The sequence below is a fragment of the Wolbachia endosymbiont of Tetranychus urticae genome (assembly GCF_046529255.1).
Classification (GTDB): domain Bacteria; phylum Pseudomonadota; class Alphaproteobacteria; order Rickettsiales; family Anaplasmataceae; genus Wolbachia.
In genome coordinates this window covers 1,176,202-1,201,529 of the sequence record NZ_CP114181.1, presented here as the reverse complement: position 1 = coordinate 1,201,529, position 25,328 = coordinate 1,176,202, and the positions used below count along the sequence as shown (strand labels likewise).

The 25,328-nt window shown below is 34.6% G+C and carries 21 protein-coding genes and 6 pseudogenes; 14 read left to right on the top strand and 13 right to left on the bottom strand.

What is annotated here, in order from left to right:
- Positions 1–171: 171 nt before the first annotated feature.
- Positions 172–1,039: pseudogene (locus tag O1Q06_RS06305) on the top strand (IS982 family transposase).
- A 421-nt stretch (positions 1,040–1,460) separates the two neighbouring features.
- Complete coding sequence (locus tag O1Q06_RS06300; protein ID WP_410542423.1) at positions 1,461–2,915, top strand: IS4 family transposase; 1,455 nt, start codon at positions 1,461–1,463, stop codon at positions 2,913–2,915.
- 8 nt (positions 2,916–2,923) lie between these two features.
- Here the strand turns inward: O1Q06_RS06300 and O1Q06_RS06295 are convergent.
- A pseudogene (locus O1Q06_RS06295) lies at positions 2,924–3,682 on the bottom strand (IS630 family transposase); the annotation flags it as partial.
- 265 nt (positions 3,683–3,947) lie between these two features.
- A complete protein-coding gene (locus O1Q06_RS06290; protein ID WP_410542436.1) occupies positions 3,948–4,925 on the bottom strand; it encodes a quinone oxidoreductase family protein in 978 nt (325 codons plus the stop codon).
- 56 nt (positions 4,926–4,981) lie between these two features.
- On the opposite strand from O1Q06_RS06290, the gene O1Q06_RS06285 reads away from it, so the two are divergent.
- Positions 4,982–5,155 carry a hypothetical protein gene (locus tag O1Q06_RS06285; protein WP_410542435.1) on the top strand — a complete coding sequence of 58 codons (174 nt, stop codon included), beginning with the start codon at positions 4,982–4,984 and terminating at the stop codon, positions 5,153–5,155.
- Between the two features lies 1 nt (position 5,156).
- A complete protein-coding gene (locus tag O1Q06_RS06280; protein WP_410542434.1) occupies positions 5,157–5,738 on the top strand; it encodes a hypothetical protein in 582 nt (193 codons plus the stop codon).
- 44 nt (positions 5,739–5,782) lie between these two features.
- On the opposite strand, the gene O1Q06_RS06275 is transcribed toward O1Q06_RS06280, so the two are convergent.
- The 3 genes from O1Q06_RS06275 to O1Q06_RS06265 form a co-directional block, all read right to left on the bottom strand.
- Positions 5,783–6,319 (bottom strand): cytochrome c oxidase assembly protein, encoded by a 537-nt coding sequence (locus tag O1Q06_RS06275; RefSeq protein WP_410542433.1) that lies wholly within the window; start codon positions 6,317–6,319, stop codon positions 5,783–5,785.
- On the bottom strand, positions 6,320–7,042 hold the full coding sequence (locus O1Q06_RS06270; protein ID WP_410542432.1) for a Bax inhibitor-1/YccA family protein: 723 nt from the start codon (positions 7,040–7,042) through the stop codon (positions 6,320–6,322). It lies immediately after the preceding gene.
- Positions 7,043–7,243: 201 nt separating this feature from the next.
- On the bottom strand, positions 7,244–8,431 hold the full coding sequence (locus O1Q06_RS06265; protein ID WP_410542431.1) for a cysteine desulfurase family protein: 1,188 nt from the start codon (positions 8,429–8,431) through the stop codon (positions 7,244–7,246).
- Positions 8,432–8,565: 134 nt separating this feature from the next.
- Here O1Q06_RS06265 and O1Q06_RS06260 point away from each other — a divergent pair, with 134 nt between their 5' ends.
- Positions 8,566–9,264, top strand: a complete 699-nt coding sequence (locus O1Q06_RS06260) for an alpha/beta hydrolase (RefSeq protein WP_410542430.1) — start codon at positions 8,566–8,568, stop codon at positions 9,262–9,264.
- Positions 9,265–9,510: 246 nt separating this feature from the next.
- On the opposite strand, the gene O1Q06_RS06255 is transcribed toward O1Q06_RS06260, so the two are convergent.
- The gene (locus O1Q06_RS06255; RefSeq protein WP_410542429.1) at positions 9,511–10,185 is read right to left on the bottom strand and encodes an ABC transporter ATP-binding protein; all 675 of its coding nucleotides are present in this window, start codon (positions 10,183–10,185) and stop codon (positions 9,511–9,513) included.
- A 26-nt stretch (positions 10,186–10,211) separates the two neighbouring features.
- Complete coding sequence (locus O1Q06_RS06250) at positions 10,212–10,658, bottom strand: HesB/IscA family protein (RefSeq protein ID WP_007302232.1); 447 nt, start codon at positions 10,656–10,658, stop codon at positions 10,212–10,214.
- Positions 10,659–10,705: 47 nt separating this feature from the next.
- Here O1Q06_RS06250 and O1Q06_RS06245 point away from each other — a divergent pair, with 47 nt between their 5' ends.
- Entirely contained in the window at positions 10,706–11,887 is a 1,182-nt protein-coding gene (locus tag O1Q06_RS06245; RefSeq protein ID WP_410542428.1) for a deoxyguanosinetriphosphate triphosphohydrolase, read from the top strand.
- Positions 11,887–13,125 (top strand): bifunctional diaminohydroxyphosphoribosylaminopyrimidine deaminase/5-amino-6-(5-phosphoribosylamino)uracil reductase RibD, encoded by a 1,239-nt coding sequence (ribD, locus tag O1Q06_RS06240; protein WP_410542427.1) that lies wholly within the window; start codon positions 11,887–11,889, stop codon positions 13,123–13,125. Before O1Q06_RS06245 ends, ribD begins: the two co-directional genes overlap by 1 nt.
- A gap of 60 nt (positions 13,126–13,185) precedes the next feature.
- Here the strand turns inward: ribD and O1Q06_RS06235 are convergent, their stop codons facing one another.
- Positions 13,186–13,335, bottom strand: a complete 150-nt coding sequence (locus O1Q06_RS06235) for a hypothetical protein (RefSeq protein WP_410542426.1) — start codon at positions 13,333–13,335, stop codon at positions 13,186–13,188.
- A 153-nt stretch (positions 13,336–13,488) separates the two neighbouring features.
- Between O1Q06_RS06235 and O1Q06_RS06230 the strand changes: the two are divergent.
- The 5 genes and pseudogenes from O1Q06_RS06230 to pnp all read left to right on the top strand — a co-directional run bounded on the left by O1Q06_RS06230 (position 13,489) and on the right by pnp (position 19,492).
- Positions 13,489–14,357, top strand: a pseudogene (locus tag O1Q06_RS06230) (IS982 family transposase).
- A 410-nt stretch (positions 14,358–14,767) separates the two neighbouring features.
- Positions 14,768–15,636 (top strand): annotated as a pseudogene (locus tag O1Q06_RS06225) (IS982 family transposase).
- 136 nt (positions 15,637–15,772) lie between these two features.
- Entirely contained in the window at positions 15,773–16,927 is a 1,155-nt protein-coding gene (truB, locus tag O1Q06_RS06220) for a tRNA pseudouridine(55) synthase TruB (RefSeq protein ID WP_410543166.1), read from the top strand.
- 7 nt (positions 16,928–16,934) lie between these two features.
- A complete protein-coding gene (gene rpsO, locus O1Q06_RS06215; protein WP_010403478.1) occupies positions 16,935–17,207 on the top strand; it encodes a 30S ribosomal protein S15 in 273 nt (90 codons plus the stop codon).
- 14 nt (positions 17,208–17,221) lie between these two features.
- Positions 17,222–19,492 (top strand): polyribonucleotide nucleotidyltransferase, encoded by a 2,271-nt coding sequence (gene pnp / locus O1Q06_RS06210; protein WP_410542425.1) that lies wholly within the window; start codon positions 17,222–17,224, stop codon positions 19,490–19,492.
- 100 nt (positions 19,493–19,592) lie between these two features.
- On the opposite strand, the gene rpe is transcribed toward pnp, so the two are convergent.
- Positions 19,593–20,267 (bottom strand): ribulose-phosphate 3-epimerase, encoded by a 675-nt coding sequence (gene rpe, locus O1Q06_RS06205; protein WP_410542424.1) that lies wholly within the window; start codon positions 20,265–20,267, stop codon positions 19,593–19,595.
- A gap of 266 nt (positions 20,268–20,533) precedes the next feature.
- Here rpe and O1Q06_RS06200 point away from each other — a divergent pair, with 266 nt between their 5' ends.
- Positions 20,534–21,988 (top strand): IS4 family transposase, encoded by a 1,455-nt coding sequence (locus tag O1Q06_RS06200; RefSeq protein ID WP_410542423.1) that lies wholly within the window; start codon positions 20,534–20,536, stop codon positions 21,986–21,988.
- 193 nt (positions 21,989–22,181) lie between these two features.
- Positions 22,182–23,162 (top strand): annotated as a pseudogene (locus tag O1Q06_RS06195) (IS481 family transposase).
- Positions 23,163–23,223: 61 nt separating this feature from the next.
- Here O1Q06_RS06195 and O1Q06_RS06190 read toward each other — a convergent pair.
- The 4 genes and pseudogenes from O1Q06_RS06190 to O1Q06_RS06175 all read right to left on the bottom strand — a co-directional run.
- Positions 23,224–23,429, bottom strand: a pseudogene (locus tag O1Q06_RS06190) (hypothetical protein); the annotation flags it as partial.
- 90 nt (positions 23,430–23,519) lie between these two features.
- Positions 23,520–24,236, bottom strand: coding sequence for an LssY C-terminal domain-containing protein (locus O1Q06_RS06185; protein WP_410542422.1), 717 nt, complete (start codon positions 24,234–24,236; stop codon positions 23,520–23,522).
- 467 nt (positions 24,237–24,703) lie between these two features.
- The gene (locus tag O1Q06_RS06180) at positions 24,704–25,015 is read right to left on the bottom strand and encodes a hypothetical protein (RefSeq protein WP_410542245.1); all 312 of its coding nucleotides are present in this window, start codon (positions 25,013–25,015) and stop codon (positions 24,704–24,706) included.
- A gap of 46 nt (positions 25,016–25,061) precedes the next feature.
- Positions 25,062–25,319 carry a transposase gene (locus O1Q06_RS06175; protein ID WP_410542244.1) on the bottom strand — a complete coding sequence of 86 codons (258 nt, stop codon included), beginning with the start codon at positions 25,317–25,319 and terminating at the stop codon, positions 25,062–25,064.
- Between the last annotated feature and the right edge of the window lie 9 nt (positions 25,320–25,328).

The window sequence follows — 25,328 nt, the reverse complement described above, 5'->3', positions numbered from 1 at the left end:
TTCTGACCATAAACCTTATACCAACGTGCAACTTCTGCTAGCTTTAAGTGATAATTATTGTCATTTTCAGGAACTACATCTAGTAACGCTAATTCTGGATTAAAAAGAGAATAGAAAAGTCAGGAGAGTAGGGTAAACTCAACAAATAGAAAAAAATAGATGAGGTTACCCATGGAAGATATAACAAAACTGTTTTGTCTGGTCGATGATTTTTGCAGAGATATAGAGAAAAATTTTGCAGATAAACTACTGCCAAACGGTAAAAACCCACAAGAGTGCCAGAAATTACACATTCGGAAATTATCACAATAATCCTCCTGTATAAGCAATCTCCCTGTGAAAATTTTAAGGCTTTCTACCTGCATTACCTAACATTGCTCTACAAACAGAGTTTTCGAAGTTGCCTTCATACACTAGGTTTGTTGCTCTAAAGCCCAGGGTTTTGTGGCATTTAGCCATGCTATTACAGTGCCTTTGCGGATGGTCAGAACTTACTGGAATCTCATACATAGATACAACTCCTATTGCAGTTTGCCATGCAAAAAGAATATCAAGAAATAAGGTTTTTGCTGGAATTGCAAAATTAAGCAAGAGTACATATGGCTGGTTTTTCGGCTTTAAACTACATTTGATAATTAACGAGAAAGGTGAAATTCAAGCTTTTACGCTTACAAGAGGTAATGTTGACGATAGAGAGCCTGTAGCAAACCTAACTAAGAAATTAACCGGTCTTTTGTTTGGTGATAAAGGCTATATTAAAAAAGAGCTTTTCCAAGAGTTGTTTAACCGCGGTTTGAAACTTGTTACCAAGGTGAAAAAGGGGATGAAAAACACATTAATTTCACTACATGAAAAGATTTTGCTGAGAAAAAGGTCGATCATTGAGACGATTTTTGGCTACCTCAAAAATAGACTTGAAAGTGAACATACTCGCCATAGATCTCCCGTTAATTTCTTGGTTCACATCTTTTCTACTCTCATTTCCTATTCCTTGAAATCCAAAAAGCCTTCCATTTCCTATACTTTCTTCCTTCCTTAATCCAGAATTAGCGTTAGTAGTGTTGCTAATTCTTTATTCATATCAATTTAAAATTCTAAAATTCAGTATTAATATATGACTGATAGTAATGCAATATATATATCTTCTAGAATTTTCATGCAGTTAGGTGGGTAGCTTAACATCCTCACCTTCAGGCGAACACTTTAGTATGGAGTACAAACATGGCTCATACAGAACGTTTGATCTAAAATACCATTTGTAGTATTTTCTAAAATGAATGATAAATTACCATTATGGTATTACCAACCAAAAGTTGTAAGTCTGTACATTTATACATTAGAGGTCTGAGGCGGCTTTTGATGGTATGCCAACAGTGTTCTATGGGATTCAAATCTCACTTTTACCCACAAGTATAAAAAGCAAGTAAGATAGAGAAAAATATACTTAAGATGAGGTAAAAATGTGTGAAGTAAATAGAAATGTACAATGTGCTGATGGCTTAGGAGATAAATGGCTAGAAAAAGAGTTGAGACATGTTAATCTGGGAGATGTAAGGCTTAATACAAGACTTATTAAAACAAGCTATTTAATAGAGAATAAGGCGTCTGGGTCAATTAGTCAAAGCTGTGTAGGATGGAAAGAAGCTAAAGGTGCATACAGATTATTTAGCAATGAGAAGCTTGAAGCTAAGGAAATTTATTCTTCCCATTATAAAGAAACTATGGAAAGGATAAAAGGAAATGAGCTGGTATTTTCAGTTCAAGATACAAGTTATTTGGATTTTGACTCTCATATAAAGACTAAGGGTCTAGGTAGTATTTCTAAAGCCTATACAAAATATAAAAAGGGTTTGTTATTGCACAGTAACTTAATGGTTAACAAAGACGGATTACCTTTAGGGCTATCTTCTCAACAGTGTTGGGCACGTTCTATCAGGGAAGAAACAGCCCAAGAAAAAGCAAACAGGAAATACCGTACTGCTATAAAGGAGAAAGAAAGCTATAAGTGGATAGCGGCACTAAAAGAAACCCTAAATAACCTCGCAGAAGGTGTACAGCTTGTTACTATTGGTGATAGGGAAGCAGATATTTTTAAGTTTTTATGGACTGTTGAATCATTGGACAGTTTTTATGTAATCCGCAACCGAACTAATAGGAAATTCATCTGTATTGAAGGGGGAAAAACGGATTTGCAAACACGTATAACTCAACTGCCTGTAAAAAAGGAAATTGTCTTGAATGTTGCTGAAAATAAATACCAGATCTCAAGAAAAGCTAACATTGAAGTCAGGTATATGAAAGGCTATATACCTATCAGATCTCCTTACATTTATGGATCGAAAGATACAGAGCATAAAATAAGTGATAAAATCGCTATATATGTAGTAAGTGCCAAAGAAACAAATCCTCCTGAAAGAGTAGAAGCTATTGATTGGACTTTGCTGACTAATGTACCAGTTAATAGCACTTTAGATGCTATAGAAAGGATAAATTGGTATAAGCTAAGATGGAAAATCGAGGAGTATTTTAGGATTTTAAAATCAGGATGTAAGGTAGAAAGCTCTCGTTTAGCTACAAAAGAAAGATTAGAGAAATTAATCGCTATAAAGAGCATTATTGCATTTAATATTTTATATTTAACAAAAATCGCTTTATCGAATCCTATGGAGGTTTGTACTAAGGTTTTAAGTAATGAAGAGTGGAAAACCCTTTACATACGTGAGCATAAAGTAGCCAAATTGCCAGAAGAACCTCCAAACATAAAACAAGCTATTATTTGGTTAGGAAAATTAGGTGGATTTATGAATAGAAAAAGTGATAATTTACCAGGAACTATGACTCTATGGCGTGGTTATGAAAACCTCAGGGAAAGCATGGTTATGCTTCGCATAATGACCTCTCAAAGTTGTGGGTAAAAGTGAGTGTTAAAATCTGGAGAATAAGGAGGTAGATATAAAATTTCTGCACCAACTCCTTTAGCAAGTTCAGTAATCTTATTAGACTTATGAAAAGTAGCATTATCAAGGATAACAGTTTGTCCAGGTTTCAAAATCGGTGTCAGAAACTGCTCAAACCATTTATTAAAGATATCCATATTGCAGTGGCCTTCAAAGGTTAACGGAGCAATTATTTTTCTTCCACTTAAGGCTGCAACCATGCTGATTCGCTGAGTTTTCTTGCCAGATTTTAGGGCATAAAACCGCTGTCCTTTCTGACAATATCCATAAGGGTAGTCTTCACTGCTATCAATGCCAGACTCATCTATATACACTAATTCTTTAAGTTCTTTTGTCGCTATAACCTTTGCAAATTGAGATCGCTTTTCCTCATTTCTTTCTTTGTATCCATAGGTCTTTTTTTCTTGTGAATCCTATATTTTAAGTGCTCGATGAATTGTTTGTCTACTAATATTGCCCCAAAGCCTAGCCATCTCTGACTGAGTTTTGCCACCTTGCTCATTTGCAAATTCGGCAAATGCATTCCAGTCGGTAATTTTATGGTTATAGCCCATGCTTCCAGGCTTTTTTGACTGAAAATCTCACGTTTTCTCACGTCTTTTCTTCCACTCATATAAAGTTGTTTTTCCGATCTTAAATCTCTTGGCAACAGTTTCTCCACTCTCTCCTTCATCCAACGCTTCCATTACCCTTTTCCTTAAGTCATAACTATATGCTACTGGCATCCTTACCTTCACTACTATAAATCTATATCTTACTCTTTTTGGACTATTATGGGAAGGGCTATACTGTGAACATAATATCTATAGATAAAACATCGCATTACCACGCCACTAACGAGTAGCAGAATGACAAGCTTTTCAAACTAGTCCGGTAAAAATCTCAGTCAGTTCAGCTGTATGCTTTTAACTTTCCCAAAAAGAGAATTAACCATATGAAATTCTTGTTGATATGACTTAATGAATAATTATTTTAGGTTACTAATTTATTTTAAGAAACTTTGATGATATTTAGCCCACTTATTTTTCTATTTTCCATGTCACGATGAGCCCCTATTATTTCATCAAATTTATATTTTTTATTAATTCGTACGATTAAAAGTTTTTTTCTTATCATCTCGAATATTTCCATTGCAGTAAGCACTAATGTAAATTTATCATACTTATAGTGATATATCGAAGTTCCAGCTGCAAATAACGAACGCGAACTAAGTAAAGAGAAATTAATAGGAGCATTACCTGATATCTGCCCATAGGAAACATATATGCCAAACTTACCCAAAGATTCAAAAGAGAGCTTGCTTGTAGCGTAACCTATAGGGTCATACACTGCACCTACTCCTCTATTTTTCGTAATCTCCATGATTTTAGAAACGAAATCTTTATCATTGTAGTTTATTGCGTATGTGCAGCCATTTTGTAAAGCTATCTTCATTTTTTCGTCAGAGCTTATAGAACCTATCACTATACCTTTTTTATCCTTTGCCCATTGGCATATTATTTGCCCCAAACCACCATTAGCTCCATGAACTAGTACAAAAGCACCAGGCCTGATTTTATAAGATTGATTAACTAAATAGTGAGCTGTCATACCTTTAAACAATACTGCAGCAGCAACTTCATCAGGTATATCATTCGGAATTTTTATCAAATATTTCTGGTGTACAATGCGCTTTTCACAATATGCCCCTGGAAGAGCTGTGCAATATCCAACTCTATCTCCAATCTTAAGTCCATCACTAATTTTTTTACCAAGCTTTTCAACAACTCCTACTGCCTCTACTCCAAGTACTGATGGCAGATCTTTAATTTTGCGTATACCTTTTCTATGTTCTAAATCATAACGATTTAAGCCGATAGTTGTATGACGTATTAAGACTTCCTCATCTTTTGGCTCACCTATGCTCTTATCTACAAATTCTAATACTTCTGGCCCCCCAGTTTTTTTAATTTGTATAGCTCTAACCATGATAAATGTAAGACAAAAACTTTAATTATGTTATCTAGCAATTAATATTTTGCAAAATGTTATTTAGTGTTTATACACTACATAAGCGTATTGTTAATAGTTTTGAGGCACAAATTATGACAAACAGGGAAACTTGGCTTTATGGTGTTTTATTCAATGTGTTGTGTGAAGTGGATGAAGATGACGATTTAGATACCAATAATAAAAATAAAAGAAAGGTTAAAATGTAAAATGCAAAAATCAGATAAAAAAGGAGACTATTGTAAATATTTATATACTTCTTGGGAAAAAAAAGGATTTGATATTAATCACAGATTTGACTTGAAAGATTATGATGGCTTTCCAATAGATAGTCTTTTTTCCATCGCCATTAACTATAAACCGTACACTTTAACAAATCTAGCGCAAGTTTTAATAAAAGCAGGAGCTAATGTGCAAAACGAAAAAGGATATTTACATACCTGTGTTTTGACCCATTCTCCGGACATATTAAAGGCTCTCATAAAAGCGGGAGTGAATGATAGCCCAGATGAAAACTACAATGGAAACACTGCTTTAGAGTGTGTTGCTGAATTATATTGTAAGGATAAGTCAATTGAACGCAAAAATTGCTGTGAGATTCTAATTAAGCATACATTAGAAAAAAATCCCAACATAGAAATACCAGATTCTGTAAAAAATAATAAGGAGTTGGCTCAATGTTGGAATGCTTGTGAAGCAAATAATGAAGGATGGGAATTAGCAACAACGAACACTGAAACACAAGTAGTCAGTGTGCAAAAAGCAAATAAGAGCTCCTGCTCAATTCAATAGATGTATCGTACAACCTTGTTCGGATTACAATAGGAAAAGGTTTGTTATTTAAGCTTAAAAAACGTATATGATAGTGTTATTTCACTTAAATCTTTTGTACTATTGTCACGCATTATTTCAGGGTCTACGTAAAAGGATACGGGCATAGCCGCTTTTTGTTTTGGTAGCAGCATTTGCTCTTCAAAACAAAAGCATGCAACTTTATTGAAATATTTACCTGCTTTAAAAGGTGTGACATTATACACTGCCATTCCAAAAGAAGGCTGATCAGATAAATTTTTTGCATAATAAAATACTAAACTTTGTTGCCCTATATTTGTATCGATGTAGTTAGTTTCTGATTTAAATTCCCAAGGCAGACCTGATATTATATCAGCATTAAGGTGAACCCTGATTTTTTGGTCAGTTGCATTTATTGTTGCATTAGCTACTTTTCTCGTTGTGCCACCATATCCAGTAGCTTTACAAAAGATGCTATACAACGGTACTGAAGCATATGCAAGACACAGCATCAATACCACTAAAGATATTAGGAGGAAAACTATAGAACTTTTATTGTTTCCCCTTAAAAAGGAAATCATCTAATCCTTATTGTTGAACAAGTTAAGTAACCTGAGTAAATTGAGGAATATGTTGATAAAGTCAAAATAAAGGTTAGTTGCACCAAGTACAGCTAGTTTAGTCATTGCGACTTCTGAACCATCATTATATCTATAATAAACATCTTTAATTCTCTGAGCATCGTACGCGGTCATTAAAGTAAACACTATTACTGACACAAATGATATTGCAAAATAGAGTGGACTACTCCCAAGGAACAGATTAACTATAGATGCAATGATTAATCCCCAGATTCCCATAATCAAAAAAGAACCCATACTGGTCAGATCTTTTTTTGTAGTATTACCATATAAAGCCATAGAACCAAACATGATCGATGTAATGAAAAATGCTCTCGCTATATTTTCTGCAGTATAAATTATAAAAATATGAGATAAAGAAATTCCCATTAAAACTGAGAATAGAAAAAATACAGTAAGTGTTGACTGAGCACTTAGGTGTTGAAGCCTAAAAGACATATAAAACACCAATGCAACTGGAGATAGCATTACCACAAACGATAGAACAGGATTGGAATAAATCACCTGGAAAAGACCAGAAAACACTGTTAAAAACGCAACAAGCCCTGTAACACCTAAAGCTAAAGCCATATAATTGTATACTTTAGTTAGGTAACTCCTGAGTCCAGCACTATAATAAACGCCCTGAGAGCGAATATCCTGTTCGTTTTTCATATAAGACATATGTAACTCCTTATTATCTCTTGATGATATATTATAATACAATACAGCGCTTTTATCAAGTATAAAATGACATACTACAATTGAATGGTGTGATATGCAATTAGAGACTTTCTTCCATAACTATAAGCAAATCGGGTTTCAGCAGCATGTAACTATTATAACAACCTCTGGCAATAGAAACTACTTTCATCATTCCCTCTATCATGATTTAAGGGGAATGGTGAAAGTAGTTTTTGCATTTACTAAAGCATTCTTCTTATAGACACTATACCAACAATCCACTATTTTTTCTATGTCTCGCGGTTTAACCTCTGGACCTATACTGATTCTAATTGAACATTCTGCTTGCTCTTTTGTTGCTCCCATTGCAAGCAAAACATGAGAAGGTCCAACTTTTCCAGAAGAACATGCAGAACCATTGCTGACTGCAATATTATTTAAGTCAAAGTGCATGAGCTGCAGATCATTCTTCACTCTCGGCATATAAATGAAACTTGTATTTGGCAATCTTTTAGAATTTCTGCCAAAGATCTTGACATCACTGACAAGACTTAATAACCCACACTCCAATTGATCACGCAGCTTCTCTACTTCATCCATCTTTGATAGAAGATCTGGAATGTTTTGCAATGCAGCAGAAAGACCTACTATTGCAATAATATTTTCTGTACCACCACGCAATCCTTTTTCTTGCCCACCACCTATTATAGTAGGTTCTATTACAAGCTTTTTGTCAAATATTAAAACTCCACTACCTGCTATACCACCAAATTTGTGAGCAGATAAAGTAAGTAAATCCACTTCTAAATCTTCCATATTTAATTCGATTTTCCCAACACTTTGAGCAGCGTCAGTGTGACAGATTGCCCCGAATTTATGTGCCATTTTAGCTATTTCCTTAACAGGCTGGATAACTCCAGTTTCGTTATTAGACATCATCACTGAAATTATTACTTTATTCCCTTCAAGTTCGCTTAGAATTTTTTCTAGCTCTAAAAAGTCAACAATACCCTCTTGATTAACGGGTATTATATGTGGATTATATGCAGAATTAAGAATTGAAGGATGCTCTGTAGCTGAAATTACATGCAGGTAGCCTTTTATTCCTCTCATGACGAGGTTGTTTGCTTCAGTTGCACCAGACGTAAAAACTATTTCTTTATCATCTGGAATGCTAAGAGCATCACGTACGTTATCTCTTGCCTCTTTAAGAATCTTCCTCGCTTCTTGTCCTCTTTTATGCAGGGATGATGGATTTAGTGTTTGTTTTGACAAAATCTCAAGTATACTTTTTTTTACATTTTTACTCACTGGAGCAGTTGCATTATAATCAGCATACACGTAACTACTATCTTCCAGGGAGAATAAACTCACAGGCTTATTTGTCACTTACCATCAACCAATTATGTATGTTAACTTTAACACAATAAAAATTTATTGCAAAAACAGCAAAATTAATACATAATTAATAAACAAATTACATTATCAACCCCTGTCAAAACAGGTTTTTATTAGGAGTCATCATGGTAGAAGTCTTTTTAAATAATTCAACAAAAAAGATAGAAGGTAGATACCATCAAAGCAAAGATACCAATGCACCGGTTGTGCTAATTTTACATCACCATCCCCAATATGGTGGTAGTATGGATAGTAAGATTATACATAATATATGTGAATCTTTTATCGATAATAACTTTTCTGCATTGACAATTAATTTTCGTGGCGTCGGAAAATCTACCGGAACTTTTGATAAGGGTATAGGAGAATTAACTGATGCTGCAGTAGCTATTGATTGGCTTCAGGAGCATAACTCTAACAACGTTCCAATTTGGATAGTCGGTTTTTCTTTTGGAGCATGGGTAGCTATGCAGTTGACAATGCGCCGTCCAGAGATAGTAAGTTTTGTTGCCCTTTCTCTTCCAGCAACTAAATACGATTTCTCTTTTCTCTCTCCTTGCCCAGTTCCTGGACTTATAGTACAAAGTAATAATGATACAATTTCAGAAGAAAGCGATGTAACAGAATTAGCACAAAGGTTAATGAATTCGGTAAAAAATAACCATATGGAATACCATATACTAGACGATACTAACCACTTTTTAAGGAATAAAGAAGAGGAAGTAGCTCAAATTATAGATAATTATATAAAACTACGCTTAAACAGTGCAGCCACTTCCTCCAGAAAAGTAAAAAAAGAGATAAGGGTAAAAGAATATGCCTAACTTTACAAATGAGAGAAATGAATGTATTAATATAAATAAAAAAAGTCTTGTTATGTTTAGGCAATTATTATTTCTCGTTTTAGCGATGTTTATGCTGTCAGGATGCTTCCTAAGTAAACAGCGTAAATTAAAGAGTCCGTGTATAAAAAGCAATGAAAGTGTTTCGTGCGAATTATACTCCGTTAATGATCATTGGTTAAATAAGTACAAGTTATAGGTAGCTTTGTATTGTACTGTTTCTTCCATTCACAGCTTTACTAATGATCGGTTTTTTAGCTGAAAAATGTGATCTGCTTTTTCTGCAAGAATATAGTTGTGTGTTACTATAAGCATAGAGCTGTTATTTTCCTTTACATATGAATGTAACAGCAAAAATACATTCAAAGAATTTGTTGGGTCTAAATTTCCCGTTGGCTCATCTGCAAGTAAAAGCTTTGGAGAGTTTACAATGCTCCTTGCAATTGCAACCCTCTGCCTTTCTCCACCAGAAATTTCAGATAACATACTACTTGCTTTACTCTCCAGACCAAATTTCTCTAATATTGCTTGCGATTTTTTTTTTGCTTCAGTTTTGCTTTTTCTCGCAATAAGCTGAGGAAGCATAACGTTTTCCAACACCGATAACTCTTGTAATAAATAGTGAAATTGATAAACAAAGCTAAGAAAATTTCTTCTTACATGAGTTTTATATTTATTGCTGGCTTGCGTACAATTTACTCCATCTACTGTCACTACACCTAAAGTTGGCTTATCCAATAGACCTGCAATTTGTAGTATAGTTGTTTTTCCTGATCCCGAACTACCAATCAATGCAACTACTTGCCCTCTTGCAAGACTCAGATTGATATCTTCTACAATAGCAGGACTTTCTTTGAAGCTCTTACTTACAGAAGCTAGCTCTAGTGTTACACAACTACCCATATTATAAAAAGATCCAGGAGGGAGAATTAGACCGAGAAACTGTTACCACAACCACATCGAGACTTAGCGAGAGCATTCTTGATTTGAAAACCAGAACCACTTAGATCTTCAGTATAATCTATAGTTGAGTTATTTAAAAATTTCGCTGAACAATTATCAACCATTAATACAGGGTTTCCATTCTCATCATTAATTACTATATCTTTACCTTTTTCACTAAAACTGGAGTGGCTTCTATAATCCTCGCTATCTTCGTCATCGTCAAAATCGTCGTCTTCATCATCGTCAAAATCGTCATCCAAAGACATCTTCTTATTTATTTGATCCATAAGAAAATTATACTTGAAGCCAGAGCATCCACCACCTGAAACTGCAACCCGCAAAATAGAACTCTCATCTCCTTCCTGTTCTACAAGGGAGTGGATTTTCCTTAATGCATTGTCAGTTAAGCTAATATTGTAATCTGTTGACATAACAACCACCATTCATTATTGATAACCTATTATAGTAGAAATTTTACATGTCAAACAATAATTTTCTATTAAGTTACGCGTGCTTTCCAAATAAAACAAAAGGAAGAAATTTCAAAGAGCCAGAAGACAAAAATCGCAGCTGTTTTCAGCGTGATAGGGACCGCATTATTCACTCTAATGCGTTTAGGAAACTAGGATACAAAACACAAGTTTTTATCAATTATGAGCATGATTACTATCGTACTCGGCTAACTCATAGCCTTGAAGTTGCACAAATTGCAAGATCCATCGCACGCAGGCTCAGATTAGATGAGGACATCACCGAATGCATAGCGCTTGCACATGACCTTGGTCATCCTCCATTTGGTCACACAGGTGAGAATGCTCTAGTTCAAATTGATAACGAGAAGTATAAGTTTGATCATAACGTTCAAGCTATAAGGATTTTAACTTATCTTGAACAAAAACATGCTGACTTTAATGGTATGAATCTAAGTTGGGAAGTGATTGAAGGCGTTGCAAAGCATAACGGTCCTTTACTCGGTCAAAATACGGTATCCCACACAAATAATCAGCTACTATTAGAATACAATGAAAAATATGATCTAAAGCTTGAAGAATTTTCAAGTCTTGAAGCACAAGTTGCTTCGATTGCTGATGACATTGCTTATAGTGTTCATGATCTTAATGATGCACTCAGGGCAAATTTAGTAATAACCGAAGATTTGCTCGATGTTCCTTTAATTGGCAAAATGTTCAAAGAAGTAAAAAGCGAATATTCAGAATTGGCTCAAAGCAAACTCATACATGAATCACTGAGTAGAACTATAGGAATTATGATAAATGATGTCGTTTTTCAGACTGAAAGAAATATTAAAGACTACAAAATAAAAAGCGTAGAAGATGTAAGAGGTCTAAATACAATGCTAGTCACATTTTCACCAGAAATTGCAAATGCCACAAAAGAGATGAAAAAATTTAACATGGAAAAAATATACAGAAGTTATAAACTGACCAGAACAATGAACAAAGCAAAACGTATAGTACAGGAGCTTTTTCAATGTTTTTATGAAAACCCAAGGTTATTACCCACAGAGTGGAACAAGCTTGCTTGTGAATCTCAGCGTTCAGTAATAATATGTGATTATATCTCAGGTATGACAGATAGATTTGCCATACACGAGCACAGAAGAATTTTTGATACCTCATACGAAATGACTTCTTTCTAATGACCGATGATTATTTCATGTCGATCGCATTAAAACTTGCAGAAAAAAGTCTTGGAGGTGTTGCACCAAACCCTGCTGTTGGGTGTGTCATTGTAAAAGACGGTATGTTAATTGGTGAAGGCTACACAGGAATCGGTGGACGTCCACATGCAGAAGTAGTTGCTTTGCAAAATGCTCAAGACTTCACTCATGGTGCAACTATGTACGTCACTCTTGAGCCATGTTGCCACTTTGGAGTTACAGAACCTTGCACTACGGAAATCGTAAGATCTGGAATAAAAATGGTGGTGATTGCAACAATTGATCCAGATAGTAGGGTTTCAGGTAGAGGGATAAAAGCTTTAGCAGATGCAGGAATTGAAGTAAAACAAGGGATTATGCAGAAAGAAGCAGAGAAACTAAATGTTGGCTTTTTTACCACTAAGAAACTCCATAGACCATTTATAGCTTGCAAAATCGCAACAACTCTTGACGGAAAAATCGCAACATTTACAGGTGATAGCAAATGGATAACAAGTGAAGATACGAGAAATTGGGTACATGAGCTCAGAGCAAAATATGATGCAATTATGATTGGCAGTAGTACCCTTATCAATGACGATCCACTCTTAACTTGCAGATTACCAGGACTCGAAGAAAGGTCGCCAATAAGGCTAATTATCGATAGCCAAGGGAAATTGAAGGAAGAGCATAATATTGCAAAAACTGCAGACAAAATAACAACTTGGGTGATTACAAACAGAGAAATAGAGAGAAAAATAAAAAACATTAATTATTTGATAGTCAATTCAAATCACAAACCTCCTGTTATTCGACATGTTACCCCAACACACTCTCCTGTCATTCCAATGCCTTCTCCTGTCATCCCAGTGCCCAGACACTGGGATCCAGAAAACTTCAAGCAATTGCGTAGTGAAAACTGGATTCCAGTGTCAAGCACTGGAATGACATCAGATCGAAAAGTCTGCCTAAAAGACATGGCATCAAAACTTGTTTCAGAAATTGGTATAACAAGGTTATTAGTTGAAGGTGGAGGAGTGTTGATTACAGAATTATTAAAGCACAATTTAATCGACAGGTTGATAATCTGCCGTAGTGGCAAGATTTTAGGTAATGATGCCACTCCTTTTGTAGGAGATTTAGGAATTCAATCCATCAATGAATGTTATCAGTTCAAAAAAGCAGAGATAATAGAGTTTAGTAAGGATGTAGTTGAGATGTGGGATAGATTATCATAACCTTTACATGCTCAAATGAAAAAAAGAGGCAGAATCATCTGTACCTCTGTACCATTTAGCTTATGAGCTTTTTTGAGATATTTTGCTTTCGAATGCTTCAAAAACTGTAGCATCTTCTAACGAACTCTTAAGTGTTTCATTAAATTTGCTTGAATCCAGTTTTGCAGCCAATTTCGTATCAACTTCAGACTTGTCAGCTTTTCTATTCAACTCATCTTTAGTAGCTAAATCTTTAATTTTTCCTTCAACTTCTGTTTTAGCTGCTTCAGCTTTACTAACGCTAATTCTGGATTAAAAAGAGAATAGAAAAGTCAGGAGAGTAGGGTAAACTCAACAAATAGAAAAAAATAGATGAGGTTACCCATGGAAGATATAACAAAACTGTTTTGTCTGGTCGATGATTTTTGCAGAGATATAGAGAAAAATTTTGCAGATAAACTACTGCCAAACGGTAAAAAACCCACAAGAGTGCCAGAAATTACACATTCGGAAATTATCACAATAATCCTCCTGTATCAGCAATCTCCCTGTGAAAATTTTAAGGCTTTCTACCTGCATTACCTAACATTGCTCTACAAACAGAGTTTTCGAAGTTGCCTTCATACACTAGGTTTGTTGCTCTAAAGCCCAGGGTTTTGTGGCATTTAGCCATGCTATTACAGTGCCTTTGCGGATGGTCAGAACTTACTGGAATCTCATACATAGATACAACTCCTATTGCAGTTTGCCATGCAAAAAGAATATCAAGAAATAAGGTTTTTGCTGGAATTGCAAAATTAAGCAAGAGTACATATGGCTGGTTTTTCGGCTTTAAACTACATTTGATAATTAACGAGAAAGGTGAAATTCAAGCTTTTACGCTTACAAGAGGTAATGTTGACGATAGAGAGCCTGTAGCAAACCTAACTAAGAAATTAACCGGTCTTTTGTTTGGTGATAAAGGCTATATTAAAAAAGAGCTTTTCCAAGAGTTGTTTAACCGCGGTTTGAAACTTGTTACCAAGGTGAAAAAGGGGATGAAAAACGCATTAATTTCACTACATGAAAAGATTTTGCTGAGAAAAAGGTCGATCATTGAGACGATTTTTGGCTACCTCAAAAATAGACTTGAAATTGAACATACTCGCCATAGATCTCCCGTTAATTTCTTGGTTCACATCTTTTCTACTCTCATTTCCTATTCCTTGAAATCCAAAAAGCCTTCCATTTCCTATACTTTCTTCCTTCCTTAATCCAGAATTAGCGTTACTAGCTGCTGTTTCAGTGTCTGCTTTAGCTTCACTTATTTCTTCATTCTTATGCATTTGCTGATATGAAGCATAAGCTGCTGCGGCAAAATATACAGCGGCAATAAATAGAACTGCAATTCCAGCAGGGCTAGCAATAAGTGCTAAAGACGCAGGTCCAGCAATTACTTTAGTAGCAATCAATACTGTTGTTATTGCTGCTGCTAAAGATGCAGTTGCAACTGTACTTTCAATACTCATTTTTGTTATATGTGAAGTGTTTTCCCACTTCAATACGTTTTTTATAGTCATAATAGTCCCCTTATAATAACGCTAATTCTGGATTAAAAAGAGAATAGAAAAGTCAGGAGAGTAGGGTAAACTCAACAAATAGAAAAAAATAGATGAGGTTACCCATGGAAGATATAACAAAACTGTTTTGTCTGGTCGATGATTTTTGCAGAGATATAGAGAAAAATTTTGCAGATAAACTACTGCCAAACGGTAAAAACCCACAAGAGTGCCAGAAATTACACATTCGGAAATTATCACAATAATCCTCCTGTATCAGCAATCTCCCTGTGAAAATTTTAAGGCTTTCTACCTGCATTACCTAACATTGCTCTACAAATCAGAGTTTTCGAAGTTGCCTTCATACACTAGGTTTGTTGCTCTAAAGCCCAGGGTTTTGTGGCATTTAGCCATGCTATTACAGTGCCTTTGCGGATGGTCAGAACTTACTGGAATCTCATACATAGATACAACTCCTATTGCAGTTTGCCATGCAAAAAGAATATCAAGAAATAAGGTTTTTGCTGGAATTGCAAAATTAAGCAAGAGTACATATGGCTGGTTTTTCGGCTTTAAACTACATTTGATAATTAACGAGAAAGGTGAAATTCAAGCTTTTACGCTTACAAGAGGTAATGTTGACGATAGAGAGCCTGTAGCAAACCTAACTAAGAAATTAACCGGTCTTTTGTTTGGTGATAAAGGCTATATTAAAAAAGAGCTTTTCCAAGAGTTGTTTAACCGCGGTTTGAAACTTGTTACCAAGGTGAAAAAGGGGATGAAAAACGCATTAATTTCACTACATGAAAAGATTTTGCTGAGAAAAAGGTCGATCATTGAGACGATTTTTGGCTACCTCAAAAATAGACTTGAAATTGAACATACTCGCCATAGATCTCCCGTTAATTTCTTGGTTCACATCTTTTCTACTCTCATTTCCTATTCCTTGAAATCCAAAAAGTCTTCCATTTCCTATACTTTCTTCCTTCCTTAATCCAGAATTAGCGTTTATAATAAGGCTAATAAAAAGATTGAGTAGTGTGTATTAATAATGCATGTTGGTCAAGCTACTTTTCCCATAAAGTATATATTTCAAGCTAAAATGTTATCAGTTGTATATAATTAAACGTATGAAACATGGTTGGCTGAATCTTGATAAACCAACAGGAATGAGTTCTGCGCAAGCTGTAACTCAAATTAAAAGGATTTTTGGAATAAAAAAAGCCGGACATTTGGGAACACTTGATCCTTTGGCTTCAGGTATATTACCGATCGCTCTTGGTGAAGCAACAAAAACTATACCGTATTTATCTTGTGACTTAAAGGCATACAATTTCACAATAAAATGGGGAAAACAAACAACTACGGATGATTTGGGTGGTGATATCATTAGAACTAGCGATATAAAACCCGAATATAACCAAATAAACTGTGCGATTAAGGATTTTATTGGTGAGATAACACAAACTCCTCCTCAATTTTCAGCAGTGAAAATCAAGGGAGCAAGAGCATATAAATTAGCAAGAAGTGGGCAAAAGGTAAATATAAAGCCCCGGCAAGTCAAAATACATGAACTGAAGCTGATATTCTTGGACACTATAAATAATAGTGCTGACTTTTCTATGATCTGCGGTAGCGGCGTATATGTAAGATCAATTGCAAGAGATCTTGGAATTGAATTAAATTGTTTTGGACATATTACACAACTAAGAAGAACGATGGTAGGTAATTTCAAGGAAGATGAATCAGTAACAATCGAGCAAACTGTACAATTGCATAAACATTGCAATTCGGACTCACCAGTAGGATGTCATCACAGTGTCTGGGCACTGGGATCTAGTTTTCTATGTAACCTCAATCAAAAGCGTCTATTAGCTACTTTCCATGATCACCAAACAAGTTTGCTTGCTTGCAAGCAAACTTCCCTAGATTCCAGTGTCAAGTACTGGAATGACACCACCCGTTGTGCAAATTACTCTGGCAAAACAAATGTTTGTACAGATGTGTACCAGAGCGCTGGAATGACACCGAAGAGTTGCATTGAATATGATGCAAAAAGTCCGATTATCCCTATTGCATCAGTCTTAGAATCAATGCTCAAAATTGAAATTTCCCTAGAGGAGGCGGAGAAAATCAGAAAAGGTCAAGGAATTATATTAAATAACTTGCGTGGTTTAAAGAATTATGATATTTTTTGTACGATAGTGGGTAATGTACCTATTGCAATTTGCAGTTTTACTCATGGTTATGTGAAGCCTATTCGTGTTTTTAATATTTTGAAATGAGGTTTAGATGTCAATAACATCCCAAAAGAAAAAAAGTTTGATTAGTACATATGCAATTAAAGAAGATGATACAGGTTCATCTTTTGTACAGTGTGCAATTTTAACCGAGAGGATCAGTAATTTAACTGAGCATTTTAAAACGCATAAGCATGACCATAATTCTAAGCGCGGTTTACTTGTATTGATAGGTAGAAGGCGCAAGCACTTAAATTATATAAAACGTAAATTTGGTAATGAAGCCTATCAAGAGTTAATAGAGAAGTTAGGCATTAGAAAATAATCGAGGAATTTTGTATGTTTGAAATTATAAAAAAATCTATAGATTGGGAGGGGCGTACCTTATCTTTAGAAACTGGGAAAATAGCACGTCAAGCTGATGGTTCAGTAGTTGTAAATTATGGAGATACTTCTATCTTAGTCACTGTTGTACGAAAAAAGAAGGAAGAAAGTGTTGATTTTCTCCCTTTAAATGTGCAGTTTATTGCAAAAAGTTATGCCATGGGTAAGATTCCTGGTGGTTTTTTTAAAAGAGAAGGAAAACCATCTGATAGAGAAACTTTAATTTCAAGAGTAATAGATAGAAGTATAAGGCCGTTATTTCCTGAAGGTTTTCATGATGAAATTAGTGTAGTATGTAATCTGTTAACTTACGATACGGTCAATTCTCCTGAAGTACCAGCATTGATAGGTACCGTCGCAGCTCTTGCGATTTCTGGTGTTCCTTTCCACTTTACTATAGCTGGAGTTATGGTCGGTTGTGATGAAAATAACAATTATATACTCAATCCTTCCGTTCAAGAGATGAAAGCAAGCAACTTGGATCTGTTTTTGTCTGGTGATGAAAATTCGATCTTAATGGTCGAATCGGAAGTCAAAGAGCTCTCTGAAGAAAATGTTTTGAGTGCAATAAAATTCGGCCATGAACATCTTCAACCTGTTATTAAGCTTATAAAAGAATTTGCTGATACAGTAGGCAATAAACCTGAAACCTTTGCTCCTGTTGATATATCAGATATAACTCAAGAACTTGAAAAATATCGAAAAGACTTTGAAGAAGCATATTCAAAAACAGTAAAACAAGAGCGAGTTCAAGCTCTAGAAGTAGTCAGGAATAATATATTGAATACTCTTAAAGAGGCTGGAAAAGACGAAAAGTTAATTACTTATGCAGTAAAAAGCTTTGAAAGATCTTTAGTGCGTGAAATGATTAGAAGGAAAAGTGTGAGAATAGACAGCCGTAAGTATGATGAAATACGCCAGATAGAAATTGAGGCTGACATTCTACCCAAGACTCACGGTTCTGCACTATTTACAAGGGGTACCACTCAGGCACTAGTTGTTACTGCTCTTGGTACTACACAAGATGAGCAAATTGTGGATGACATTGAAGGGGATAGACGTGAACATTTTATGTTGCATTATAATTTTCCTCCATTTGCCGTTGGAGAGGCTTCTGCTATACGCGCACCAGGAAGGAGAGAAATTGGTCATGGTAAACTTGCTTGGAAAGCAATTCATCCTGTTTTACCTGATAAATCTGAATTTCCTTATACAATAAGGGTAGTATCTGAGATTATGGAATCTGATGGTTCTTCTTCTATGGCAACAGTTTGTGGAACTTCCATTGCATTAATGGATACGGGTGTGCCAATAAAGGCTCCCGTTGCAGGAATTGCTATGGGTCTCATCAAAGACAAAAATGAGCATATAATACTTTCTGATATACTGGGCGATGAAGACTATCTTGGTGATATGGACTTCAAAGTAGCAGGAACTAGCGAAGGGATTACAGCACTGCAGATGGATATGAAAATTCCTGGTATAAGCTTTGAAATTGTTGAAAAATCTTTAGAACAAGCAAAATTCGGAAGATTACATATCTTAGAAAAAATGAATGCAGTAATTTCAGAACATCGTAAGGATATAAAAGGTCATGTACCAAGAGTGTTATCGTTCTATATAGATAAAGATAAAATTTCTGCAGCTATTGGTGCTAAAGGAAAAAATATACGCAGTGTATGTGAAAGAAGTAATGCAAAAATTGAAATAGGGGATGACGGTAAAGTTTCTGTTTTTGCCATTAGTAGTACTGAAGCTGAAGCTGCAAAGAATATGATGATTGATTCAATAACAGAGCTAGAACAAGGTTCTATAATTGACGCTAAAGTTGTAAAGATAGAGAAGTCTATTGTAGAGCTAGAACTTCTTAATGGAAGAAAAGGAAAAATGCATATAAGCGAGGTAGCTAATCAACATGTAGAGTCCATTGAGGATATACTTAAACAGGGTGATACCTTCAAAGCTTTGATAATTGACTTTGAAAAAGGTGGATGTCCAAAATTATCAAGACGTCGTGTTGATCAAGAAACAGGTGAATTTTTTGAAGGTAAGCTTTACAATGAAGAAAGGAGAGATGGTTTAAATAATAGGGATAATTATTATAACAACTCGTTTAATAAAAAACCTGGAGATAATTATCATAGTAATAGACCTACTCGTCCTGGTTTTAATAATAGAAACAGACCAAAATTTGGTAATAATGACTCATCATCAGGTTTCTATTGAGGTTGAACTTACTTTCTATTATCTCAGTGTCGAAGCACTGGGATAATAGGAATTTTTAAAACTGACAAGATAACAAAAATGGTTTGTGTTATCTATAGGGTTATAACGAAAGATTTTTAAGATCGTTTATAGCTTTTTTCATGTCTTCAGCTTTAAATATTGCTGATCCAGCAACTAATATATTTGCACCTGCTTTTATTATATCAGCTGCGTTAGAAAAGTTAACTCCACCATCTACTGAAACTTGTGTTTTAAGATTACGGTCCTGTATCATTTTCCTCACAGTGGATATCTTACTCAACTGCGAATGAATAAACTCCTGTCCTCCAAATCCAGGATTGACTGTCATAATTAGCACAATATCTAGCTCATCTATTATATACTCAAGCACGCTTGGAGAAGTTGAAGGAACAATTGAAGCTCCAACTTGTATTATTTTTTTTGTATTGTTTTTATATGATTTTATCTTTCTTACTAGCCTCTCAAGATGTATCTCTGCTTCTGCATGTATAGTGATAATATCAGCACCAGCATTTATAAAACTTTCAATATGGTCACCAGGAGATTTAATCATTAAGTGCACATCAAAAGGAAGGTTGCTATATTTACGTATCGCATAGATAACATTCGGACCTATTGTAATATTTGGAACAAAATTTCCATCCATAACGTCTATGTGTATATAATCTACATTCAAGTCGCTAATTCTTTTTACTTCCTCCCCTAATTTTGCAAAGTCTGCTGAAAGTATAGAAGGTGCAATTTTAATACCCATAGACTACTTTTTACCAAAAATAAAAAAAAGTAACTTATTTTTTAAACTCTGTCATCCCAATACTATAGTATTTTCTAAAATGAATGATAAATTACCATTATGGTATTACCAACCAAAAGTTGTAAGTCTGTACATTTATACATTAGAGGTCTGAGGCGGCTTTTGATGGTATGCCAACAGTGTTCTATGGGATTCAAATCTCACTTTTACCCACAAGTATAAAAAGCAAGTAAGATAGAGAAAAATATACTTAAGATGAGGTAAAAATGTGTGAAGTAAATAGAAATGTACAATGTGCTGATGGCTTAGGAGATAAATGGCTAGAAAAAGAGTTGAGACATGTTAATCTGGGAGATGTAAGGCTTAATACAAGACTTATTAAAACAAGCTATTTAATAGAGAATAAGGCGTCTGGGTCAATTAGTCAAAGCTGTGTAGGATGGAAAGAAGCTAAAGGTGCATACAGATTATTTAGCAATGAGAAGCTTGAAGCTAAGGAAATTTATTCTTCCCATTATAAAGAAACTATGGAAAGGATAAAAGGAAATGAGCTGGTATTTTCAGTTCAAGATACAAGTTATTTGGATTTTGACTCTCATATAAAGACTAAGGGTCTAGGTAGTATTTCTAAAGCCTATACAAAATATAAAAAGGGTTTGTTATTGCACAGTAACTTAATGGTTAACAAAGACGGATTACCTTTAGGGCTATCTTCTCAACAGTGTTGGGCACGTTCTATCAGGGAAGAAACAGCCCAAGAAAAAGCAAACAGGAAATACCGTACTGCTATAAAGGAGAAAGAAAGCTATAAGTGGATAGCGGCACTAAAAGAAACCCTAAATAACCTCGCAGAAGGTGTACAGCTTGTTACTATTGGTGATAGGGAAGCAGATATTTTTAAGTTTTTATGGACTGTTGAATCATTGGACAGTTTTTATGTAATCCGCAACCGAACTAATAGGAAATTCATCTGTATTGAAGGGGGAAAAACGGATTTGCAAACACGTATAACTCAACTGCCTGTAAAAAAGGAAATTGTCTTGAATGTTGCTGAAAATAAATACCAGATCTCAAGAAAAGCTAACATTGAAGTCAGGTATATGAAAGGCTATATACCTATCAGATCTCCTTACATTTATGGATCGAAAGATACAGAGCATAAAATAAGTGATAAAATCGCTATATATGTAGTAAGTGCCAAAGAAACAAATCCTCCTGAAAGAGTAGAAGCTATTGATTGGACTTTGCTGACTAATGTACCAGTTAATAGCACTTTAGATGCTATAGAAAGGATAAATTGGTATAAGCTAAGATGGAAAATCGAGGAGTATTTTAGGATTTTAAAATCAGGATGTAAGGTAGAAAGCTCTCGTTTAGCTACAAAAGAAAGATTAGAGAAATTAATCGCTATAAAGAGCATTATTGCATTTAATATTTTATATTTAACAAAAATCGCTTTATCGAATCCTATGGAGGTTTGTACTAAGGTTTTAAGTAATGAAGAGTGGAAAACCCTTTACATACGTGAGCATAAAGTAGCCAAATTGCCAGAAGAACCTCCAAACATAAAACAAGCTATTATTTGGTTAGGAAAATTAGGTGGATTTATGAATAGAAAAAGTGATAATTTACCAGGAACTATGACTCTATGGCGTGGTTATGAAAACCTCAGGGAAAGCATGGTTATGCTTCGCATAATGACCTCTCAAAGTTGTGGGTAAAAGTGAGGATTCAAATCTGGTGAATATGTTGGAAGATACAGCACATGACAGCCAAAAGACTCTATTAATGTGTGTGATTCATAGAGGTTATTACAGCAAAAATGTAAGATAAAATAAAAACTTTGACTTGTGATAGTTTAAATACCTTATTACAACAATATGAATAAATTCATCAACAAGAGGCAATCAGTAAATGGATACCAAAGTTAAGTTGCGTTTGAATTGGATAGAATTATACAAAAAATTAGGTCATGCAGGTAAAGTGTGTCAACACTATAACATTTCACGCTTTACCTTACGAAAATGGTACAAACGTTATGAAAAGCTAGGTGCACAGGGATTGTCAAACCTTAGTAGCAGGCCTAAAACTTTACCCTTACAAAAAATCAACGAGTCAAATGAGCAGCTCATTCTTCATCTGAGAAAAGCTAGAAAATTAGGAGCAAGACGTATTCAAGCTGAATTGAAGCGTTTACATGATATCTCTTTTGCATTGGCTACTATACACAAAATTTTGAAGAAACACGATGTAAGTCTTTTACGTATTAAACGCCACTATCGCAAGCAGATTAAGCGTTATAACTGCAAAGTGCCAGGAGAGCGTGTACAAATGGATGTTTGCAAAATATCCTCGGGGCTTTATCAATATACTGCTATAGATGATTGTACGCGTTATAAAGTTATCGCATTATACTCAAGGCGTACTTCAAAAAATACTCTGGATTTCTTAAAACAATTAAGGGAAAGGGCTCCATTTCATTGTCAAAGGATTCAAACCGATAGAGGACAAGAATTTTTTACTTACGAAGTGCAAGAGTGTCTAAAAGAATGGAAAATAAAATTCCGTCCAATTAAGCCGTTTTCCCCACATTGAAATGGTAAAGTAGAAAGAGCGCAGCGTACAGATTTAGATGAATTTTATAGTAGCGTTAACATTAAGGATTATGAATTGCAAGTCAAGCTTAGGGATTGGGAAGAATATTATAATAAACAACGTCCTCATAGCTCTCTTCAGGGAAAGACTCCTTGGGAAAAATATAAAGAACTGGAAAAAACAATTCCTTGTCTAAGTGAAATACAAAAAAATTATACTTCATCAAAAGAAACATTTGTCATGCAAAATTACAAACATAACCAAGAGTTAAAGTCACTTCAAAAATACAAAACCTCTTAACAGGTATTTCAAGTTCAGACTTGATCTGACAAATTAGTTGCAATAACCTCTATGAATCACACAGTTTTAAGACAGTCGATCTCGGATGATTTGGACCCATATCTGCATCTTTGGTAAATGAGCGTTTTCTCCATTTGATAAGAGTTTTAGGGTTGAGGTCTTGGAAAGCTTTGCTATACTGCCTTGTATTGCTCTACGAATTGCCTCTATTGTTCTGATGTAAACACAACTCCTCCTTTGAGGGTATTTTTCCTCATATTTTATCATACCATCACACTCCGGGGCCATACATCTAAAATACTAACCATATTGGCTCACATTTACCCTATGGCTATCTTTTATCACTCCTTCGTTTATCTATTTCTCTACTTCCCTGAACAGATAAGGCAAGTAGGTGCATTTTTTCTGGATTCTATTTTGGACATCATACTCTAACAAAGAAAGTTTACCGTCAGTATAATAACGATCACCTTCTCCATTTACTCCGTTCAACTCAGCATGAAATTTATCTATTACTATTAATTTGAATCCATATTTTTGAAAAATTTCTACTATCAGGTCTCTTTCATTATCTACATGGGGACTAATTTTATGTGTGAATTTTTTAGTCACTCGGTTAAACTTCACTTTTTCATCAAATGATGCAGCTCCAACCCAGACTTCCTTACTGTATCCTGGCATTCTCCAAAATCTAACATGATGGCGCTTGCGTGGGCTACCTTCATATTGAAGCTGATATGAAATATCTTGTGGTCTATTTAGATAGTATAATTTACTGATTGGAGCTTTACGATATGAAAGATTGAAAATACAATCAAGTGCGATTCTTATTTTCTTTGGAAGAGTAAGTTTATCTGCAATATTCCACCCAGCGTTAGTGAACGTTTTATGAATAATCTCTTTAGTTCCAGCTATAATTATATTGATTGGATCACCAGCATTTTTACTATTCTTCATAGTTCTTGTTGATATTTGAGATATAGAATAATGTTCTATATTTGACGTCCAACTTTGAAGTGGAAAACAAGATAATAGAATTATGGTTACAATATAACAACAAAATAATCTGAACATTTTGAATATCTGTCAATGCTTGTTTATGCTAAGTAATTTGTATTAAAGTTATTTGAACAGATCTGTATTTTGGACCTAAAAACCCCAGTTACGGATGGCTTTGTTGCATAGCACTGATAGGGATGTAAATCACAGTAAATTTATGCAGCTCATTCAAATTTAGCCGTACCTATATCAGTAAATTTGTTCAATAAGTAGCACTTAATTAACAGCTCTTTTTCACGATTTACCTCTGATTTATTTTTCAAGCCAAACCCAAATATTTGCTTCAACCTATAGAAAAAGACTTCAATATAAGACCGTGCTCCATACTTAACTTTTTTCTTCCATTCATTTTCATAATTCTCATATGACCTAATTCTACTAATATACTTGTTTCTTTCTGATAAGTAGTCAGCTAAACAAATTTTAGCTAGGGCGAATAATAGGCACAATATTGTATTTTCTGCATTCTTTATACACACTTTTTATATCATAAGCTGCATCTGCTCAATAGAATAAATGTTATATTTATCACTGACTTCTTCTAACATATCGCAGACCGGCAAATAGTCTACAGCAACACCACTAGTGTAGTTCATGCTTATTGCTTTCTTATCATTTATGTTTAAAACAACATGTAATTTTCTTACTTGACCATAGCCACTGTATTTTCTTTTTCGAATATTAAGCTTACTATGCCCACCGTTATTATTGTAGATACTAACTCTAGTGCTATCTACGGCAATTTCAATATTTTCCAAATCATCTTTATTGCTTCTATGGTCATCAATCTTCAAATTAAGCTTTTTAAATCTTCTGGAAGCTTGTGTATAGCTGATAATCTTAAGTTTTTTTGCCTATTTGTATCATATAACCTTTTACAAAACCTACAGCTTGTCTCAGGACAATTCTAAAAAGATGAACTATTATGTGTATTAAAATTACAACTTTATCACTATAAATGTTATTACCACCTGCAACTTTTGGACTGTTTTCATACCAATTTTCTATGGCTTGATTAACAAAATGAAAAACATTTCCTCTTTTTTTGAGAAACTCGTTATATTCTCTTTGGTTACTGACTCTCATTTTTTGTGGCATAAGTCGTAC

What these genes read in the sequence shown, in the direction of transcription:
- O1Q06_RS06300 (WP_410542423.1), top strand. Translation starts at nt 1,461, where the DNA reads ATGTGTGAAGTAAATAGAAATGTACAATGTGCTGATGGCTTAGGAGAT.
- O1Q06_RS06290 (WP_410542436.1), bottom strand. Translation starts at nt 4,925, where the DNA reads ATGGTTAGAGCTATACAAATTAAAAAAACTGGGGGGCCAGAAGTATTA.
- O1Q06_RS06285 (WP_410542435.1), top strand. Translation starts at nt 4,982, where the DNA reads ATGTTATTTAGTGTTTATACACTACATAAGCGTATTGTTAATAGTTTT.
- O1Q06_RS06280 (WP_410542434.1), top strand. Translation starts at nt 5,157, where the DNA reads ATGCAAAAATCAGATAAAAAAGGAGACTATTGTAAATATTTATATACT.
- O1Q06_RS06275 (WP_410542433.1), bottom strand. Translation starts at nt 6,319, where the DNA reads ATGATTTCCTTTTTAAGGGGAAACAATAAAAGTTCTATAGTTTTCCTC.
- O1Q06_RS06270 (WP_410542432.1), bottom strand. Translation starts at nt 7,042, where the DNA reads ATGTCTTATATGAAAAACGAACAGGATATTCGCTCTCAGGGCGTTTAT.
- O1Q06_RS06260 (WP_410542430.1), top strand. Translation starts at nt 8,566, where the DNA reads ATGGTAGAAGTCTTTTTAAATAATTCAACAAAAAAGATAGAAGGTAGA.
- O1Q06_RS06255 (WP_410542429.1), bottom strand. Translation starts at nt 10,185, where the DNA reads ATGGGTAGTTGTGTAACACTAGAGCTAGCTTCTGTAAGTAAGAGCTTC.
- O1Q06_RS06250 (WP_007302232.1), bottom strand. Translation starts at nt 10,658, where the DNA reads ATGTCAACAGATTACAATATTAGCTTAACTGACAATGCATTAAGGAAA.
- O1Q06_RS06245 (WP_410542428.1), top strand. Translation starts at nt 10,706, where the DNA reads ATGTCAAACAATAATTTTCTATTAAGTTACGCGTGCTTTCCAAATAAA.
- ribD (WP_410542427.1), top strand. Translation starts at nt 11,887, where the DNA reads ATGACCGATGATTATTTCATGTCGATCGCATTAAAACTTGCAGAAAAA.
- truB (WP_410543166.1), top strand. Translation starts at nt 15,773, where the DNA reads ATGAAACATGGTTGGCTGAATCTTGATAAACCAACAGGAATGAGTTCT.
- rpsO (WP_010403478.1), top strand. Translation starts at nt 16,935, where the DNA reads ATGTCAATAACATCCCAAAAGAAAAAAAGTTTGATTAGTACATATGCA.
- pnp (WP_410542425.1), top strand. Translation starts at nt 17,222, where the DNA reads ATGTTTGAAATTATAAAAAAATCTATAGATTGGGAGGGGCGTACCTTA.
- rpe (WP_410542424.1), bottom strand. Translation starts at nt 20,267, where the DNA reads ATGGGTATTAAAATTGCACCTTCTATACTTTCAGCAGACTTTGCAAAA.
- O1Q06_RS06200 (WP_410542423.1), top strand. Translation starts at nt 20,534, where the DNA reads ATGTGTGAAGTAAATAGAAATGTACAATGTGCTGATGGCTTAGGAGAT.
- O1Q06_RS06185 (WP_410542422.1), bottom strand. Translation starts at nt 24,236, where the DNA reads ATGTTCAGATTATTTTGTTGTTATATTGTAACCATAATTCTATTATCT.
- O1Q06_RS06175 (WP_410542244.1), bottom strand. Translation starts at nt 25,319, where the DNA reads ATGCCACAAAAAATGAGAGTCAGTAACCAAAGAGAATATAACGAGTTT.